This window comes from Streptomyces sp. cf386 (assembly GCF_900103585.1).
In the GTDB taxonomy this organism is placed as follows: Bacteria; Actinomycetota; Actinomycetes; order Streptomycetales; family Streptomycetaceae; genus Streptomyces.
The window spans coordinates 230,503-246,625 of sequence record NZ_FNHV01000007.1 but is presented as its reverse complement, the minus strand read 5'-3'; the positions used below and the strand labels follow the sequence as shown (position 1 = coordinate 246,625).

The following is a 16,123-nucleotide window of genomic DNA, read 5'->3' as shown; positions in this document are numbered from 1 at the left end:
GTGGCACGCAAGTGGCTCAGGACACGAGTGGCACGCAAGTGGCTCAGGAAAGGAGGAAGTCCGCCTCCCCCGCCTTGGCACCCTCGATGAACGCAGTCATCTCGTCCGTCGTGTAGATGAGGGCCGGCCCGTCCGGGTCGGTGGACTGACGGACGGCGATCCGGCCGTCGGCGAGCTTCATCGCCTCCAGACAGTTGCCCCCGTTGCCGCCGCTCCACGGCTTGTGCCAGCCTTCGCTGCCCAAGTCCCGCGCGGGCATGCCGTTGTAGACGCGTATGCGCGGTTTGATGCGATCCATTCACAGCTCCTTGCGGAGATCCCGGAGGATCTCCTTCGTACGATGTGCCGTAGCGGCCTGCGCCGCCATGCGGTCCATGACCTCGAGGTGGGTCGCCACTTCGGTGCGCGCGTCGAGGTAGACGGCGCCGGTCAGGTACTCGCTGTAGACCATGTCCGGAAGTTCGGGCACGGCGAATCGGAACAGCACGAAGGGCCCGTACGTGCCGGGGTGCGGCCCGTTCGCGAACGGCGCCACCTGCAGGGTCACGTTGGGCAGCTTCGTGGCCTCGAGCAGCCTGTCGATCTGGGCACGCATCACCTCCGGACCGCCGACCCGACGGCGCAGCACGGTCTCGTCCATCACGACCCACAGCCGGGGCGCGTCCTCACGGGTGAGCAGTTGCTGGCGTTGCATGCGCAGGGCGACATGGCGCTCGGTGTCGTCGGGGCTGGTCTGGCCGATGGCGCCCGATTCGAGCACCCCGCGCGCGTAGTCGTCGGTCTGCAGCAGGCCGGGCACGAAGTGGGGTTCGTACGACCGGATGAGGCTCGCGGCGCCTTCCAGGCTGACGTACATCGAGAACCAGCCGGGCAGGATGTCGTGGAACCGCTGCCACCAGCCGGGCTTGTTGGCCTCCTCGGCCAGTTGCACATAGGCCTCGGCCTCGCCGTCGGCGATGCCGTAGGCCTTCAGAAGCAGCTGCAGGTACGGGATCTTGAGCGCGACCTCGGCCGTCTCCATACGGCGGACCGTGGCGGGGGCGACGCGGAGGATGCGCGCGGCCTCCTCGCGCTTGAGGCCGGCACGTTCCCTCAGATCCAGCAGGCGCCGACCGAGGACGACCTGACCGACCGTCGGCGCGGACCGCGGCTCGCTCACGCTCCACCTCCACGATGAATCCCGAACAGACCGACTTGTTCCCGCTTGTTCCCGCTTATTCCTACTTGTCCATGCTGGTTCTCGCTGGTTCCTGCTTATTCCTGCATGTTTCCGCTTACTTCTGCACGTTCCCGGCAGAACGACTCAATCCTGACAGGATGCCTGGATCCTGACAGGCCGACGGCGCCATTCGAAGACCTTTTCGAAGATCGCGGTGGATCTTCGGTGATCCCAACTGGCGCCGTTCGACATGCTGTTGCGAGCAGTGTGCCACGGCCTTCCAGAGAGTCACACAGCACTCTGCATTTTTCAGAGTGACACTTGCCAAGTGTTCACGGCGGGGAGATAGTGGCAAGCGTGATTCCGTCCCCGCCCTTAGGAACAGACGCCGTCGCGGCCCCCCACGGCCTCGGCGCCGCCCCGGCAATCGGGCCCCAGCGGGGCGCCCCTGCCGAGCGCCGGTTCCGCTTCGAACTGGCCGCGCATCCGGGTTCTCCCGCGCAGGCCAGACGCCTGACCAGGGCGCGGCTGAACGGCTGGTCGGTGTGCGAGGACACCTGCGACACGGCGGCTCTCGTCGTGTCGGAGCTGGTCACCAACGCGATCGTGCACACCGCCAGCGAGCACATCGTCTGCGAGCTGAACGACGGAGCCGAGCTCGTGCGCATAGCCGTGCGCGACGAGGGCTGCGCTCCGGGTGAGCCGCATCCGCTGGCGGCGCGGCCCGAGGAGGAGCACGGGAGGGGACTGCTCCTCGTCGACGCCCTCTGCCATGCATGGGGGGCTCAGGAGCAGGGGTCCGGGCTGGTGGTCTGGGTGGACCTACCGCGCAGCGGCACCTCCCTCGGTGACACCGAGCCCCGCAACGACCTCGGCTGGGGATCCCGTCCCAAGCCGGGGCCGTCCGACGGTTCCGGTGACGACGAGGCGCAGGCGCGGTTCGGCGGCGGGGGGACGGGGTTCGGATGGCTGTGAGCGGTGCGTCCGGCGGGGGTCAGGTGCTGAGCCTGGACACGCTGGTGCGGCTCCGTCGCAGCGTGCGTACCGCTGACGCCGGTCCTCGGCGGCTGTCGGTTCCCGACGGGATGACGGCGCCCTTGGGCTGTGACGCGGTCGCGGTGCCCGCCCGCTTCGGGCCTCTCGTGCTGCCTCTACTGCCTCGTGTGGGGTGTGTGTACGCCGACGAGACGCACTGGTGGTGGATGGTGCCGGCGGACTCCGACTACGCCTTGGAGTGGCCGGCGTCGGTGCGGTACGTGACGGGGGCGATGGCCATGGACGCGCCTCGGCTGATCCGTCGGGCGGCCGGGACGGTGCCGTATACGCCGCCGATTCCGCTGTATCTGGCGTTGTGCCGGGTGACGGGGACTACGCCTACCTGGTCGCGGCAACTGTCTGCGTGAGGCTGCCCTTAAGGGGCCTCGTCCTCAAACGCCGGACGGGCTGAAAGCCTGGACCGGCGTCTGAAGGTGGCCGTACTCGCGTCACCAACCGCCCCCTCCTCCACGGCGTACGCCCGCGCGCACCCCCCACCCCCACTCGCGCCCTCCCCCGAACCCGCCCACCCCGCCATAGTGGCCCTCCGTCACGAGCGACAGTCGGGGGAGGCTGGGCGGTGGGGAAGAAGAAGGATGGTGTCGAGGGCGGGGTTTCCGAGTCGGAGCGGCTGTTGTTCGGGGGGCCTCTGCGGTACGACATGGGGTGGAATCAGCATCGGGACGCCTTCTTGGAGCTGACCTTCCGGGCCATGGTGACGCGGTTGCCGTCGCTGTTGGCGTCCAGTTTCCGGCTGGCCTGGCAGGCCGATCGGCGGGCCGCGCGGACCGTGCTGGTGGCCGAGGTGGGGCGAGGGCTGGGTCAGGCGGTCGGGCTGCTCGCCGTCAACAGTGTGCTGGGGCGGCTGATCGGGGGCGGGGCGCTCGAGGAGCGGTTACGGGGTGCCGTTCCCGCGCTGGTCGCCATGGCCGTCGTCATGCTCGTCTCGACGCTGCTGCGGGCCGCGTCGACGTACGCCACCGGCCGCCTGGAACCCAAGGTGGAGCGCGTGGCGACCGAGCTGTATCTGGAGCGGGCCGCCGCCGTGGAGCTGGCCGCGATCGAGGACCACGCCTTCCACAAGCTGCTGGACACCGCGCAGTACGGCGCCTCCTCCGCCCGCCGCATGATCGCGTACAGCGCGCGTGTCGTGAACGCGGGTATCTCGCTGATCGCCGCGGCGGGAGTGCTCGCCGTGCTGCACCCCGCCCTGCTGCCGCTCCTCGCCACCATGACCCTGCCCAGCGCCTGGAGCGCCCTGACCAACGCCCGGCGCCGCTACGAGTCCTTCCACACCTGGGTGCAGCACTCTCGCGCCGGCCACCTGATCAGCGGGCTGCTGACGGAGCCCGCCGCGGCACCCGAGATCCGGGTCCATGGGGTCGGGCCCTTCCTCCTGCGCCACTACCGGGCGATGTCGGAGACGGCGGAGGCGGAGCAGGCCCGGCTGGCGCGGCTGGCGGCGCGTACGGGGCTCATCGCCGCGGCGTGGACGGGGCTCGCGACCGTCGCGACGTACGCGACCCTCGGTGGACTGCTGCTCGCCGGTGCGATGGCGCTCTCCGTGGCGGGTACGGCCGTCATCGCCATCCGCACCGGCTCGTCGAGCCTCGACAGCCTCGTCCTGGAGGTCAACGCGCTCCATGAGGAGGCCCTCTTCGTGGGCGATCTGCAGCGGCTGTACATCGAGGCGGCCGAGCGGGCGATTCCGGTCGGCGGGGTGCCGCTGCCCGAGGATCCGCAGGAGATCCGGTTCGAGAACGTCAGCTTCGGCTACCCCGGTGAATCCGCCCGGCCCGCCCTCGACGACGTCACGCTCACCCTCCCCCTCGGCCGGATCGTCGCGCTGGTCGGTGAGAACGGCTCCGGCAAGACCACCCTGGTCAAGCTGCTGGCCGGCCTGTACACCCCGGACCGGGGCCGCATCCTCTGGGACGGCGTCGACGCGGCCACGGCCGACCGGCACCAACTCGCCGAGCGCATCGCGATGGTGGCCCAGGACTTCAAACGCTGGCCGTTCACGGCCAAGGTCAATGTCGCCGTCGGCCGCTCCTCCGCACCCCTCACCGAGGAACGTCTGAGCGCCTCGCTCGCCGAGGCCGGGGCCGAGGACGTGGTGGCCGATCTGCCACGCGGCCTGGACACCCTGCTGGCCCGCCAGTTCAGCGGCGGGCACGAGCTGTCCGGCGGGCAGTGGCAGCGGCTCGGGATCGCTCGGGCGGCGTACCGGCGCGGCCACATCCTGATCGTGGACGAACCCACGGCGGCGCTGGACGCACGGGCCGAGCTGGAGGTCTTCGACAAGATCCGCGCCTTGGCCTCCGCGGGCCAGACGGTCGTCCTCATCACGCACCGGCTGGCGTCCGTACGCCATGCCGATCTGGTGCACGTCCTCGACCAGGGCAGGCTGGTGGAGTCCGGGACCCCGGACGAGCTGCTGGCCACCGGCGGTGTCTACGCGGAGCTGTACTCGCTCCAGGCGGAGCAGTTCACGACGCGGGTGCCCGCCCCTGAGGCGGGCTGATCAGCACGGGGGCTCGGCGGGAAGCCGAACCCGCTCTCGTCTCACGCGGCGGCGTCAGCCACGACCTCGCCGGGGATGATCACCAGGAACGCGTCCGTCGCGAGGTCCATCACGACCTCGGCCGCCAGACCTTCCATCCGCCGCGCGTGTGCGAACTCCTCCGCCGGCCACGATCCACGCGGACCGCCCGCAGGGAAGCGTTCGAGCACTGTTCGCCCGTTCACCATCCTGACCTCCGATAAGCGTCGTACTTGTAGGAGTTAACGCCTGTCGGAGGTGAAACGCCTCGCCCGGTGACGGGACTGAGACGTAGTTGACACTCGTTCACCGCGATGTGTGAGCATCTGCTCACTCTCGATGATCAAATGTTACGCCATGTGTCAATCCTCGTACTCGTCGTGATATCGGACGCGCTCGCTGCCCGCAGGCGCCCCAAGAGCCGACGCGCGCCCCTTGGGCTCCTCCCACTCCTCCTGCCGGCCCAGCGCGGTGAGGTCCAGGAAGCCGGTGGTCGAGCCCAGCCCGTCCAGGCCGCGCTCATACGTCGAGTAGGTGTGGAAGACACGGTCCCGGTCCCGCAGGAAGCAGCTGACGCCGGGCCGCTCCACCACCTCGCCCTCGTGCTCCAGGGTCGCCTCGAAGTCGTGGTTGAAGTCGCTGCCGCAGGACGAGTACCAGGGCACCGTCCACCCCATGCGCGCCTTGAACGGCAGGATCTTCGGGTACGGCGCCCGGGAGACGGCGACCAGCGTCGTGCCGCGTGCCTTGAGGTGCGCCAGATGCCCGATCTGGTCCAGGAACCCCGAGCAGCTGCGGCAGCCGGCGTCCCATTCGGGGGCGAACATGAAGTGGTAGACGACGAGTTGGTGCCGCCCCTCGAAGAGGTCGAGCAGCGTGGCCTTGCCGTCGCCGCCCTCGAAGACGTACTCCTCCTCGACCTCGACCATGGGCAGTCTGCGCCGCTCGGCGCCCAGCGCGTCACGCGCGCGCGTGACCGCCTTCTCCTTGACCAGCAGTTCTGCGCGCGCCGCACGCCACTGCGCGCGCGAGACGATCTCCGGAAGCGACATGGGCGCCCCTCCTGTGCAACGGTCCCTTCCGGGTGGTGACCGGCGGGAAGGGCGGAACTCATCGCCGCGCCCGGAGAACTTCAGGAGATTTTTTCGGCGTACGTCACCGGCAGCGCGAGCAGGCCACGCGCGCGCAGCGAGCGACGCCACCGCGGGTCGCCTTCGACCAGGGCGAGTTCCGGGAACCGTTCGAGCAGCGCGACCAGGGCGATCTCCGTCTCGGCGCGGGCCAGCGGGGCGCCGAGGCAGTAGTGGATGCCGTGCCCGAGGGCGAGGTGCCCGGAGGCGTCGCGGGCCAGGTCGAGGCGGTCGGGGGCGGGGAAGCGGGCCGGGTCGCGGTTGGCGGCGGAGAGGGAGAGCAGGACGGTGTCGCCGGCCGGGACGGTGACCCCTCCGATGGTGACGTCCTCGGTCGGGAAGCGGCGGATGGCGAGCAGGGCGGGGCCGTCGTAGCGGGCGAACTCCTCGACGGCTTGCGGGATTCGGGAGGGATCGGCGCGCAGGGCGGCGAGCTGCTCCGGATGGCCGAGCAGCGCGAGCACGGCGTTGCCGATGAGCTGCACGGTGTTCTCGTACCCGGCGAACAGGATGAGGAAGGCGAGGGACATCAACTCGTCCTCGCCGAGCCGGTCGCCGTCGGTGTCGCGGACCGCGATGAGGTCGGAGAGCAGATCGTCGGCGGGCTCCGCGCGCTTGTCCGCCAGGAGCTCGGTGAAGAAGCCGAGCATCGCCGCGACCGCGCCTTTCGCCGCCTGCGGACGGGCGGGGTCGGGCGCGACGAGCGTGTCGGTCCAGGCCCGGAAGTCATGCCGGTGCCGGTCAGGGATGCCGAGGAGGTCGCAGATGACGGTGATCGGCAAAGGCGCCGCGTAGGCGGCGATCAGGTCCGCGGTGCCGTGCGGGCCGAGCTCGTCGAGGAGGCGGTCGGCGGTCTGCCTGATCGGCGTACGGAGTTGTTCGACACGGCGCGGGGTGAAGGCGCGGACGACCAGTCGGCGGATGCGGGTGTGGTCGGGCGGTTCCATGTTGAGGAGGTTGGCGTCGAGGGCCGGCGGCAGGGCGAAGCCCGTGTAGTTGCCCTCCTTCGCATGCCTCTTGTCCACGGAGAGCCGTGCATCGGTGAGGGCCTCACGCACGTCCTCGTACCGGGTGACGAGCCAGGCGGGATTGCCGTCCGTGCCGGCGATCCGGTGCACCGGGGCGGTGTCCCGAAGGCGCCGGTACACGTCGTGGGGGTGGTCGAGGAGGCCGTCGGCGGGATCCATGCGGATCAGCCTAGTGCCGGGAGATCACGGGCTGCCCGACTGCGTCACGCCCTGGGCGAGTTGGCCGACGACGTCCACGACTCCCTGCCCGAAGGCGGTCGGAGCGACCGGATTTCAGGTGTTGTATTCCTGGACCCGCTTGCCATGACTCCGATCGAGCAGAGCCGGCATGCGCTCCCCCAACTCCCGTACCACCGTCGGCACATCGATCGTCAACAGCTCCCGGTCGCGCATCAGGACCCGCCCGTCGACGATCGTCGTGCGGACGTCGGAGGAGCGGGCGCTGTGCACGAGGGTGGCGGCGAGGTCGTGGACGGGCTGGGTGTGCGGGCCGGTGAGGTCGACCAGGATGATGTCGGCGCGGCGGCCGGGGGCGATGCTGCCGACCGTCTCCCCGAGTCCTACCGCGCGGGCGCTCTGGAGTGTGGCGTGGTGCAGGGCCTGACGGGATGTCAGCCAGCGGGGGTCGCCGGTGGTCGACTTCTGGATGAGGGCGGTGAGGGCCATCGACTCCCATACGTCGAGGGAGTTGTTGGAGGCGGCGCCGTCGGTGGCGAGGCCGACGGGGATGCCGAGGTCGTGCAGGGCGCGTACGGGTGTGGTGGTGGGCCAGGCGAACTTGAGGTAGCCGCGGGGCGCGGTGGCGACGGCGACGCGGCCGGTGACGTCGCGGAGCACAGGCAGGTCGCGGTCGAGGATGCCCGTGGCGTGCGCGATGAGGACGTCGGTGTCGAGGATTCCGGTGCGGGCGAGGACTTCGATGGGGGTGACGCCGTGGCGGGCGAGGCTGGTCTCGGCCTGGTCGCGGTTCTCGGAGGCGTGGAGGTGGACGGGGAGGCCGTGCTCGCGGGCGAGTTCGGCGGTGGCGGCGAGGTCGGCGTCGTCGACGGTGTAGGGGGCGTGCGGGGCGAGGGCGGTGGTGATACGGCCGTCGGCGGCGCCGCGCTGCCGTAGCGCGAACTCCACTGATTTCTCCCGCCCTTGAGGACCCTGGGAGGAGAAGTAGGCCTCCCCGAGGTGTGCCCGCATCCCGCACTCCGCCACAACGGCTGCGACGGCATCCATCGAGAAGTAGTGGTCGGCGAAGCAGGTGACGCCGCCGCGGATCATCTCGGCGCAGGCGAGCCGGGCGCCCAACTCCACGTCCTTCTCCGTGAGGTTGGACTCGACGGGCCAGACGACGTCGTTGAACCACTCCTCGGTCGGCAGGTCCTCGGCGACCCCGCGCAGGGCGACCATGGGGGCGTGGGTGTGGCAGTTGACGAGCCCCGGGAGGGCCACCTGTCCGCCCGCGTCAATGCGTTGTCCGGCTTCGACTTCGGTCTCGGCTTGGGTCCCGGCTTCGGTTTTCGCCGGGCCGGTGGTGACGGACTCGATGACTCCGTCTCGTACGACGATCGTCGCGTTCTCCTCGAACCCGATGCGCTCTTGATCGTCGTGCACGAGGACGGTGCATCCGGTGATGACGAGATCGGCGCGAGAGTCACTCATTACGCCAACGTACGACGGTGTGGTCGCGCCGCGTGAGCCGAACCGCGCATCCCGTCACCGCTCTGTCGCGAGGCGGCCCGGCCGAGCACGCTGGCCTCACCACCACGGCTCGCGGAAAGAGGCCCGGCATGCTCCTCGGCACCTGGAACCTGGAGAACCTGTACCGGCCCGGCGGCGAGTTCGGCCCCCAGGACAAGGCCGCGTACGAGACGAAGCTCGCCGCGCTGGCGGCGGTCGTGGCCGAGCTCGACCCTGCGCTGCTCGGCGTCCAGGAGGTCGGGGAACCGGAGGCGCTGCGGGACCTGGTCGGGATGCTGGGCGGCGACTGGCACGTCGCGCTCTCCGAGCATCCGGACGGCCGGGGCATCCGGGTCGGTTTCCTCAGCCGTACGGAGCTCAGGGTCCTGCACGACACGGACGCGTTCCCGGCGAAGCTGGGCCCGGTGCAGGTGGGCGACGACGGCGAAACGGTGGCGCGGTCGGGGCGGGGCTTCCTCTCGGTCGAGACGGAGACGGCGGCCGGACCGGTACGGGTGGCGGTCGCCCACCTCAAGTCGAAGCTGCTGTCCTACCCCGGCGACCGCTTCCAGCCCCGGGACGAGGGCGAACGGGCACGCTACGGGGCGTACGCCCTCTACCGGCGGGCGGCCGAGGCCACGGCGCTGCGCGCGCTGGCCGACGTACTGCTGGCCGGTGACGGACGCGAGCGGGACGTCGCGGTACTGGGCGACCTGAACGACGAGGTACAGGCGGCGACGACCCAGATCCTGCTGGGCCCGCCCGGCTCGGAGATCGGCACCCCGGGCTTCAAGGTCAAGGACAAGGGCGACCTGGGCCGCCTGTGGAACGTGGCACCCCTGATCCCGGCCGACCGGCGCTTCTCGCGTGTCAACTCCGGGCGGCATGAGCTGATCGACCACATCCTGTGCAGCCATCGCCTGATCCACCGGGTGACGGCGGCGGGCACGGGGCTGCCGGGGGCCGGTTCGCCGGAGCTGCCGTCGGTGGGGGCGGATCCGCAGGAGCGGCGGGGTGCGGCGGGGTCGGATCATGCGCCGGTCTGGGTGCGGGTCGGGGGCTGAAGGGACGTAGGGGACTCAGGGGGCTGGGCGGCGGGCTGAGGGGGCGGCCTCACACGGCGACGGGCAGCTCCGGCTGGTGCAGCCCCATGCGCTGCCGTCCTGTCGCCAGTTCGTCGAGGAGTTCGGCGAGGCGCTGGGTGTGGTGGGGCGTGAGCCGACCGGTGTCGTCGAGGTGGACGGCGCATGCGGTGGTCGTGTCGACGAGCCTCTCCAGAGCGTCGGCGAGTTCGTGAGCGCCCTCCGCGTGCCGGGCGAGCGCGGGCAGTTCGGCGGAGGCGAGGGCGATGGCGGTACGGGCCTCGGCGAGCGCACGGTAGGCCTCACGGCGGAGGGTCCAGCGGAGGGCGCGGTCGGCGGAGGCGGCCGGGTGACCCTGAGGGGCGTGGTCGTCGTACCTGTCATGGTCGGCATCGGAATCGGCATCCGTCCCTACACGGGCACCGGCACCGGCCTCGCCCTCGCCCTCGCTCAGCACATGCGCGAGGTAGGCATGCGCGGCCCGGCTCGCCGCGGCGAGTCGCGCCCGTACGCCCCCGCCCCGCTGCCCCGGCATCGGCAGATGCCCCACGACCAGGACGATCGCGCAGGCCAGCAGCGTCTCCCCGATCCGGCTGACGGAGGCTTGCGGTTCGCCGCCGACCATCACCAGGGCGAGCACGAGGACGGTCACGACGGCGGTCTGGGCGGCGAAGTGACGGGTGGCCACGGGGATGAGGGCGCCGCTGAGCGCCACGAGCGCGATGAGCCCTTCCGACCGCGGCAGCACGGCCGCGAACCCGGCGAAAAGGAGGGCTCCCAGCACGGTGCCCGCGGCCCGGCACAGCACCCTGGACGCGAGGGGACCGAGGTCGGGCTTGACGAGGAAGACGGCGGTGGCGGGGAGCCAGTACCAGTGCTCGTGCTCCCCGTACCACCGGGCGTGGTGCAGGGCCTGGGCGATGCCGGCGCTCGCCCCGAAGCAGAGGGCGACGCGCAGCCCGTACTCCCGTCCGCCGGCCCCGAACACCGACCGGAGGAGGTCCTTTGGCGTACGGCGCCGGGTGTGCAGGTCGCTGGTGCCCTTGCTGCGGTCGAAGGCCTCGGCGGCATGCAGCAGGGCGTCGTCGAGGGCGCGCAGCGCGGGCGCGGAACGGGACGGGGCGGGGAGCGGGCCGGTGTGCGTGTTGTCGCGTACGGCGACGGCGAGGCGCCGGGGGCCCTCGGAAGCGCGGGCCGACAGGGCCTCCCCGGCCCAGGCGAGCGCGGTGGCGGCCTCGGCGAGCGGCAGCGCGGCGGCGTACTGCGCGTGCAGCCGCCGCTCGGCGGAGGAGGAGGCGTACCGCCGCAGCCGGGGTCCGGTGAGGGCGTCCTGTGCGTGGTCGAGGGCGGCGGTGAGCGCGACGCGGCGGGCGATGGCGCGGTCGGTGCCCACGGCGTCGAGCAGCTCGGCGACGGCGTCGTACACCCCCGCGACCGCGTCCCGCTCGCCGTCGAACCGGAAGTCCCCGGCGAGTGAGCCGGGGGTGGGAAGCGCGAGCCGCAACGCGAGCAGCCAGACGGCACCGGCGAGATAGGCGAGCACCCGCTGCCAGCCGCTCTCGGGCAACGGCATCCCGGCCCCGATGGCGGCGGCGACGAGAAGCTGGGTACCGGCACCGGAGGCCACCGGTCCGACGGCGCTGATGCCACCGGCGAAGAGCCCGAGGCCGGTCAGGAGAAGGGTGAGCGGTAGGGCCCCGAGGTGGTCCCCGGTGTACGTCCCGACGAACATCCCGCATGCCCCGGCGAGCGCGGGTACCCCCAGCCGCTTGACGGAGGCGCGGCGGCTGCCGGGGCGGTCGTTGATGCCGGCGAGCATGGCGGCGATGGCGGCGACGACACCGAGGGAGACGCGGTCGACGAGGACCGCGGCGAGGAGGAGCGGCCCGGCGGCGAGTGCCCCTCGGGTGACCGCGCTCCAGGGGACCGGGCCGCGCTGGGCGCGCAGTGCGTGGGCCAGCCAGGGCGGAAGGGTGAACGTCGGGGCCGCGGGGCGGGTCACAGGGCTCCTGTCGGGACGAGGGCGGGGCGGGCGCCTTCGGGCGACGGTGGCCGGGCGGTGGGTTGTGCTGCCCACGGTAGGTCGAGGTCTTGGAGGGGATGGAACGGCCGTATTTCGAGGATGTGACGATGCGTGGCAGGGCCACGTTCTTTATGAACGCAATCGCCGCTCGTCCTCGACGCGATCGCGGTTCACAGGCCGAGGGCGATGGCGAGGCGGGTGAGTTCCGCGGTGGTGTTGACCTGGAACTTGGCACGGATGCGGCGGAGGTAGGCGTCGACGGTGTGCCGGGAGAGCCCCATGTCGCGGGCCGCTTGGCCGTAGGTCTGGCCTGCGGCGATGTGGCGCAGGGTCTCCCGTTCGCGGGGGGCGAGCGTGGCGGCTTCGGTGGGAGTGTCCGCTTCGGTGGGAGTGGCGGCTTCGGCGGGGGTGGCGATGAGGTTCATGGGGGTGTTCTCCGGCGGTCGGCTCGGTCGTCTCCGCTCGCACCCTTGAAAGCAGAAGAGAATGTCTTATTGCTGCTGTTTGTCCCTTGTAAAGACGATGTCTGGAGAACGTCATCGCCGCGTCCGCCCGTTGTCACAGGCGTGTCACAGGCAAAGTTCCGCCCAAGTGTTCGCCAACTGTCAGGCCTGGTCCGGCCGGGACCGGCCGTGGGAATGAGGGTTTCCGGTTGGTGGTCCGCACGCTTCAGCAGCACGCTGGTTAGGGGTGCCGCAGGTACCTGAACGGCCAGAGGAGCGGTGATGGCGCAACCTTCCTCCCCTTCCGGCGAGCGGGCACGGACGGGTGCCGTGTCTCAGCCGGCGTGCACGGCCACGGTGGATGAGCGGGGCATCGTGACGGGGTGGAGCGAGGAGGCCGGGCGGCTCCTGGGCTACGGACCGGCGGAGGTGGTGGGGCATCCGGCGGCGCGACTGCTGGCCGGTGATGTCGGGGAGAGTGCGCAGCGGGTCGTGGCCGGGCGTCGGGGGTGGAGCGGTACGGCGGTGTTGCGGCATCGGGACGGTCGGCGCCTGAACCAACGGCTGCTGGCGCACCGCCGGGCATCCGGGGGCGCGGCGACCGAGTGGCTGGTGGTGGCGAGGGCGGCCGACGGACCGTCGTCGATGCCGGCGGAGGTGCTGCCCGGCGGTGGAGTGTTCGGGGAGTGGGTGCTTCGCCAGTTGCCCTGCGCCGTCGGGGTCTTTGATCTGGAGCTGCGGCTGGTGGCGGCGAACGCCGTACTGGAAGGGGCGCTGTCGCTGAGCGAGGAGGAGATGCGCGGGTGGAGGCTGGCGGAGCTTGCGCCGCATCCGTCGAGTGATCGGGCCGAGGCGGGGATGCGGCTCGTGGTGGAGGGGGGCGGGGTGCAGCATGTCGCGGATCTGATCGGCCCGGGCGGTGTGGGTGCGGAGGGCGCCTGGTCGGCGTCACTGGCTCCACTGAAGGACGCGGACGGCCGGCTGCGCGGGGTGTGTCTGGTGGCGCCCCCCACGACGGGGGCGTTTCCGGCCCGGCAGCGGATGCTGCTTCAGGACCAGGCTCGCATCGGCACCACCGACGACGCCGAACGCACGGCGCAGGAACTGGCCGAGGTCGCGGTGCCCGCTGTGGCCGACTTCGCCGCCGTCGAAGTGCTGGACGACTTCTGGTACGGCGGCGGGGCGGGCGCTGTCGTACCGCCCGGGTCGGCGGGGCGGGTGCGCTTGAGCCGTGTCGCGGTGCGCTCCGTCGTCGGGGACGCCGGCGTTCCGGTCACGGTAGGTGAGTCAGTCCGCTACCCGGCCGTCTCGCCGGTGACCCGGTGCCTGACCGAGGGGCGGGCGGCCGTGTACGGGGTGGCCGAGCCGGCCCTCGCCCGGTGGGCGGACGAGGACCCTCAGGCCGCCTGGATCGGCCGCGCGGGGGTGCATTCGGTGATGGTGGTGCCGCTGCGCACCGAGGGCGGCGTACTCGGTGTGATGCTGCTGGGCCGACACCGGCGCCGCGAGCCCTTCGACACGGACGATGTGTGGCTGGGCGAGCAGCTCGCGGGCACGGCGGCCGAGGGGATCCACCGAGCCCGGCACCGCGGTCGGGCGCACACCACCACCGTGACCCTGCAGCGCAGTCTGCTACCGCAGACGTTGTCCGATCAGCAGGCCCTGGACGTCGCCACCCGTTATCTGCCGGCCGGTGGCCGGGCCGGGGTGGGCGGCGACTGGTTCGACGTGATCCCGCTGTCGGGCTCCCGGGTGGCGCTGGTGGTGGGCGATGTGGTCGGTCATGGCATCCGTGCGTCGGCGACCATGGGCCGGGTGCGCACCGCGGTACGCACCCTGGCCGACGTCGACATGCCGCCTGATGAACTGCTGACCCACCTCGACGATCTCGTGGTGCATCTGTCCGCCGAGGAGGCCGGGCCCCAGGAGTCCGCGCAGGGCGCCGCGGGCATCGGCACCACCTGCCTGTACGGCGTCTACGACCCCATCTCGCGACGCCTGACACTGGCACGGGCCGGCCACCCCCCACCCGCCGTGGTCGGCCCCGACGGCACGGTGCGCTTCCTCGACGTCCCGCCCGGACCGCCCCTGGGCCTCGGCGGCCTGCCCTTCGAGACCGTCGAGACCGAGTTGGCCGAGGGCAGCCTGATCGCCCTGTACACCGATGGCCTGCTCGAAGTACGCGACCATGACATCGACGAGGCCCTGGACAAGATGTTCGCCACCCTCGCCCGCCCCGCCTCGGCGCCGGACACCGTCTGCGACCGGCTCCTCGCCGCCATGCTGACCCACCCGCCGGACGACGACATCGCCCTGCTCGTCGCCCGCACCCGCAGTCTCGGCGCCGACCGGGTCGCCACCTGGGAACTGTCCTTCGATCCCACGGTCGTCGCCGAGGCCCGCAGGCTGGCCACCGACCAGCTGGCCGCCTGGCATCTGGAGGAGGCCGGGTTCGTCACCGAACTCGTGGTCAGCGAACTGGTCACCAACGCCCTGCGCTACGGCCACGAGCCCGTCCGGCTGCGCCTGATCCACGATGGCCACACCCTCATCTGCGAGGTCTTCGACTCCAGCAGCACCGCCCCGCACCTGCGCCGCGCCCGGATCTTCGACGAGGGAGGACGCGGCCTGCTCCTGGTCGCCCAGCTCGCCCAGCGCTGGGGCACCCGCCACGAGGCGATCGGCAAGACCGTCTGGGCCGAACAGTTCCTCACCCCGGACTGAAAGGCACCGCGTTCCCGGGCGCCGGGGAGCCTGGCATACGGCCCCGTCTGCGGGTGAGGAGTTCACACCGCATGGCGCCCACCCGTCGGGTACGCGCTGTCGTGCGGCCGACGACGAGCACGAGTATGCCGCGGGCATGAGTGTGCCGCGGGCGCAGCGCACCCGCGGCATACCGAGGTAGTCGACCAGGAGGGCGGCGCCCGCTCGCGGGGCTGCCGGACAGCCGGTGGCATCCTCGCAGCGCCTCGTCGGCGCCGCCCGGTGGGCCGCAACGCCCCGCTTTCTGAACGAGCGATCGAACCAGCCCACCTGTCCGGGAGGCCAAGGCCCAGGCCGTGCGGCGATCGGCGGGGCGTGGGCGCCGCATGGTGTGGCGTGGGTGTGCGGGCCGCCCTGGGGGCGATCGTGCGGGGGTGTGCCGTCTGGGCGAGGCATCGCCGCCAGAGCCGTGTGGACATGAGTGCCGGATCTTTTCGGGGAGGGTCGGATTCGGGGGAGGTGCAAAAGGAGACGGGGGGAATGCCGCGCTGGCTCTCACCCCGTCGCAGTGGGCGTCGTGCCCGCAATTCGGTTCCGTCGGCAAGAGCGGGGGACGGCGTCACCACCGCCTCCCGTTCTCGCCGCACGCGCCCTAGGGGGCCTGTTCCTCGACCGGGCTTCCTCAGCTGGGGCCTCAGCGGTGCCCGTGACCGTGGCCATGCCCGTGACCGTGACCGTGACCATGCCCGTGACCATGCCCGTGACCGTGGCCATGCCCATGACCGTGCCCGTGACCGTGACCGTGACCGTGACCGTGACCATGCTGGGTCGCTATGGCCGCCGCCGACGTCGGGGACATCGGGGCCGCCGTTGCGGCGGTGGCGGGCAGGATGACGCCTCCGGTGACGACCACGGCCGACGCCACCAGTGTGGCTACGCCGAACCGACGCTTGGGACGGGCGTCCTTGCGAGTGCGGGTCGTAAAGTTCATGGTTCCTCCTGAAGTGAAAGGCACTGACCTGTGCCGCGATGCCTCGTTTCTTCCGGTTAGTTCCGGTGAGGCCTGCCTTGCACTTCCAGTAGGCGCCATTCGTCCCGTCGGGTCATGTTCCGAGGGCTCGGGACTTGACAGACCCGAAGCCGCCGGGTACCGCACGGAGGCGGTGGGCGAGGCGCCTTCGGCCGGACGGATCGGGCGACCCGCGCAGGCGCGAGCGGAGGAGCAGACGACGGGCGCGTCCGGTCGCACTTGAGGGTGAACTGCCCTGCGGCAAAGGCCTGTTCGCCCCCGATCGTGCGGCGTATCAAAC

General features: G+C 71.5%; 13 protein-coding genes. 5 read left to right on the top strand and 8 right to left on the bottom strand.

The genetic code is table 11. The features are described from left to right. Positions 1-43: 43 nt before the first annotated feature. Positions 44-298 (bottom strand): DUF397 domain-containing protein, encoded by a 255-nt coding sequence (locus BLU79_RS19820; protein WP_019757219.1) that lies wholly within the window; start codon positions 296-298, stop codon positions 44-46. Then, the gene (locus tag BLU79_RS19815) at positions 299-1,159 is read right to left on the bottom strand and encodes a helix-turn-helix domain-containing protein (protein WP_093907150.1); all 861 of its coding nucleotides are present in this window, start codon (positions 1,157-1,159) and stop codon (positions 299-301) included. It lies immediately after the preceding gene. Positions 1,160-1,507: 348 nt separating this feature from the next. Between BLU79_RS19815 and BLU79_RS19810 the strand changes: the two genes are divergently transcribed. From BLU79_RS19810 to BLU79_RS19800, 3 genes are all read left to right on the top strand, one after another. After that, positions 1,508-2,134, top strand: coding sequence for an ATP-binding protein (locus BLU79_RS19810; protein ID WP_093907149.1), 627 nt, complete (start codon positions 1,508-1,510; stop codon positions 2,132-2,134). Then, positions 2,125-2,562 carry a hypothetical protein gene (locus tag BLU79_RS19805; RefSeq protein WP_093907148.1) on the top strand — a complete coding sequence of 146 codons (438 nt, stop codon included), beginning with the start codon at positions 2,125-2,127 and terminating at the stop codon, positions 2,560-2,562. The genes BLU79_RS19810 and BLU79_RS19805 overlap by 10 nt, the downstream gene beginning before the upstream one ends. Before the next feature lie 212 nt (positions 2,563-2,774). Beyond that, positions 2,775-4,718, top strand: coding sequence for an ABC transporter ATP-binding protein (locus BLU79_RS19800; RefSeq protein WP_093907147.1), 1,944 nt, complete (start codon positions 2,775-2,777; stop codon positions 4,716-4,718). Positions 4,719-4,759: 41 nt separating this feature from the next. On the opposite strand, the gene BLU79_RS19795 is transcribed toward BLU79_RS19800, so the two are convergent. The 4 genes from BLU79_RS19795 to BLU79_RS19780 all read right to left on the bottom strand — a co-directional run bounded on the left by BLU79_RS19795 (position 4,760) and on the right by BLU79_RS19780 (position 8,544). Then, complete coding sequence (locus BLU79_RS19795; protein ID WP_093907146.1) at positions 4,760-4,945, bottom strand: hypothetical protein; 186 nt, start codon at positions 4,943-4,945, stop codon at positions 4,760-4,762. Positions 4,946-5,098: 153 nt separating this feature from the next. Further along, positions 5,099-5,788, bottom strand: a complete 690-nt coding sequence (locus BLU79_RS19790; RefSeq protein WP_093907145.1) for a DUF899 domain-containing protein — start codon at positions 5,786-5,788, stop codon at positions 5,099-5,101. An 80-nt stretch (positions 5,789-5,868) separates the two neighbouring features. Beyond that, entirely contained in the window at positions 5,869-7,053 is a 1,185-nt protein-coding gene (locus BLU79_RS19785; protein ID WP_093907144.1) for a cytochrome P450 family protein, read from the bottom strand. A gap of 114 nt (positions 7,054-7,167) precedes the next feature. Then, a complete protein-coding gene (locus BLU79_RS19780) occupies positions 7,168-8,544 on the bottom strand; it encodes an amidohydrolase (protein WP_093907143.1) in 1,377 nt (458 codons plus the stop codon). A gap of 128 nt (positions 8,545-8,672) precedes the next feature. Here BLU79_RS19780 and BLU79_RS19775 point away from each other — a divergent pair, with 128 nt between their 5' ends. After that, positions 8,673-9,626, top strand: coding sequence for an endonuclease/exonuclease/phosphatase family protein (locus tag BLU79_RS19775; protein WP_093907142.1), 954 nt, complete (start codon positions 8,673-8,675; stop codon positions 9,624-9,626). 49 nt (positions 9,627-9,675) lie between these two features. Here the strand turns inward: BLU79_RS19775 and BLU79_RS19770 are convergent, their stop codons facing one another. Further along, positions 9,676-11,646: an FUSC family protein gene (locus BLU79_RS19770; protein WP_093907141.1), complete on the bottom strand. Its 1,971-nt coding sequence runs from the start codon at positions 11,644-11,646 to the stop codon at positions 9,676-9,678. 191 nt (positions 11,647-11,837) lie between these two features. Continuing rightward, positions 11,838-12,092, bottom strand: a complete 255-nt coding sequence (locus BLU79_RS19765) for a response regulator transcription factor (protein WP_093907140.1) — start codon at positions 12,090-12,092, stop codon at positions 11,838-11,840. A gap of 300 nt (positions 12,093-12,392) precedes the next feature. Between BLU79_RS19765 and BLU79_RS19760 the strand changes: the two genes are divergently transcribed. Further along, the gene (locus BLU79_RS19760) at positions 12,393-14,834 is read left to right on the top strand and encodes a SpoIIE family protein phosphatase (RefSeq protein ID WP_093907139.1); all 2,442 of its coding nucleotides are present in this window, start codon (positions 12,393-12,395) and stop codon (positions 14,832-14,834) included. Positions 14,835-16,123 lie beyond the last annotated feature (1,289 nt).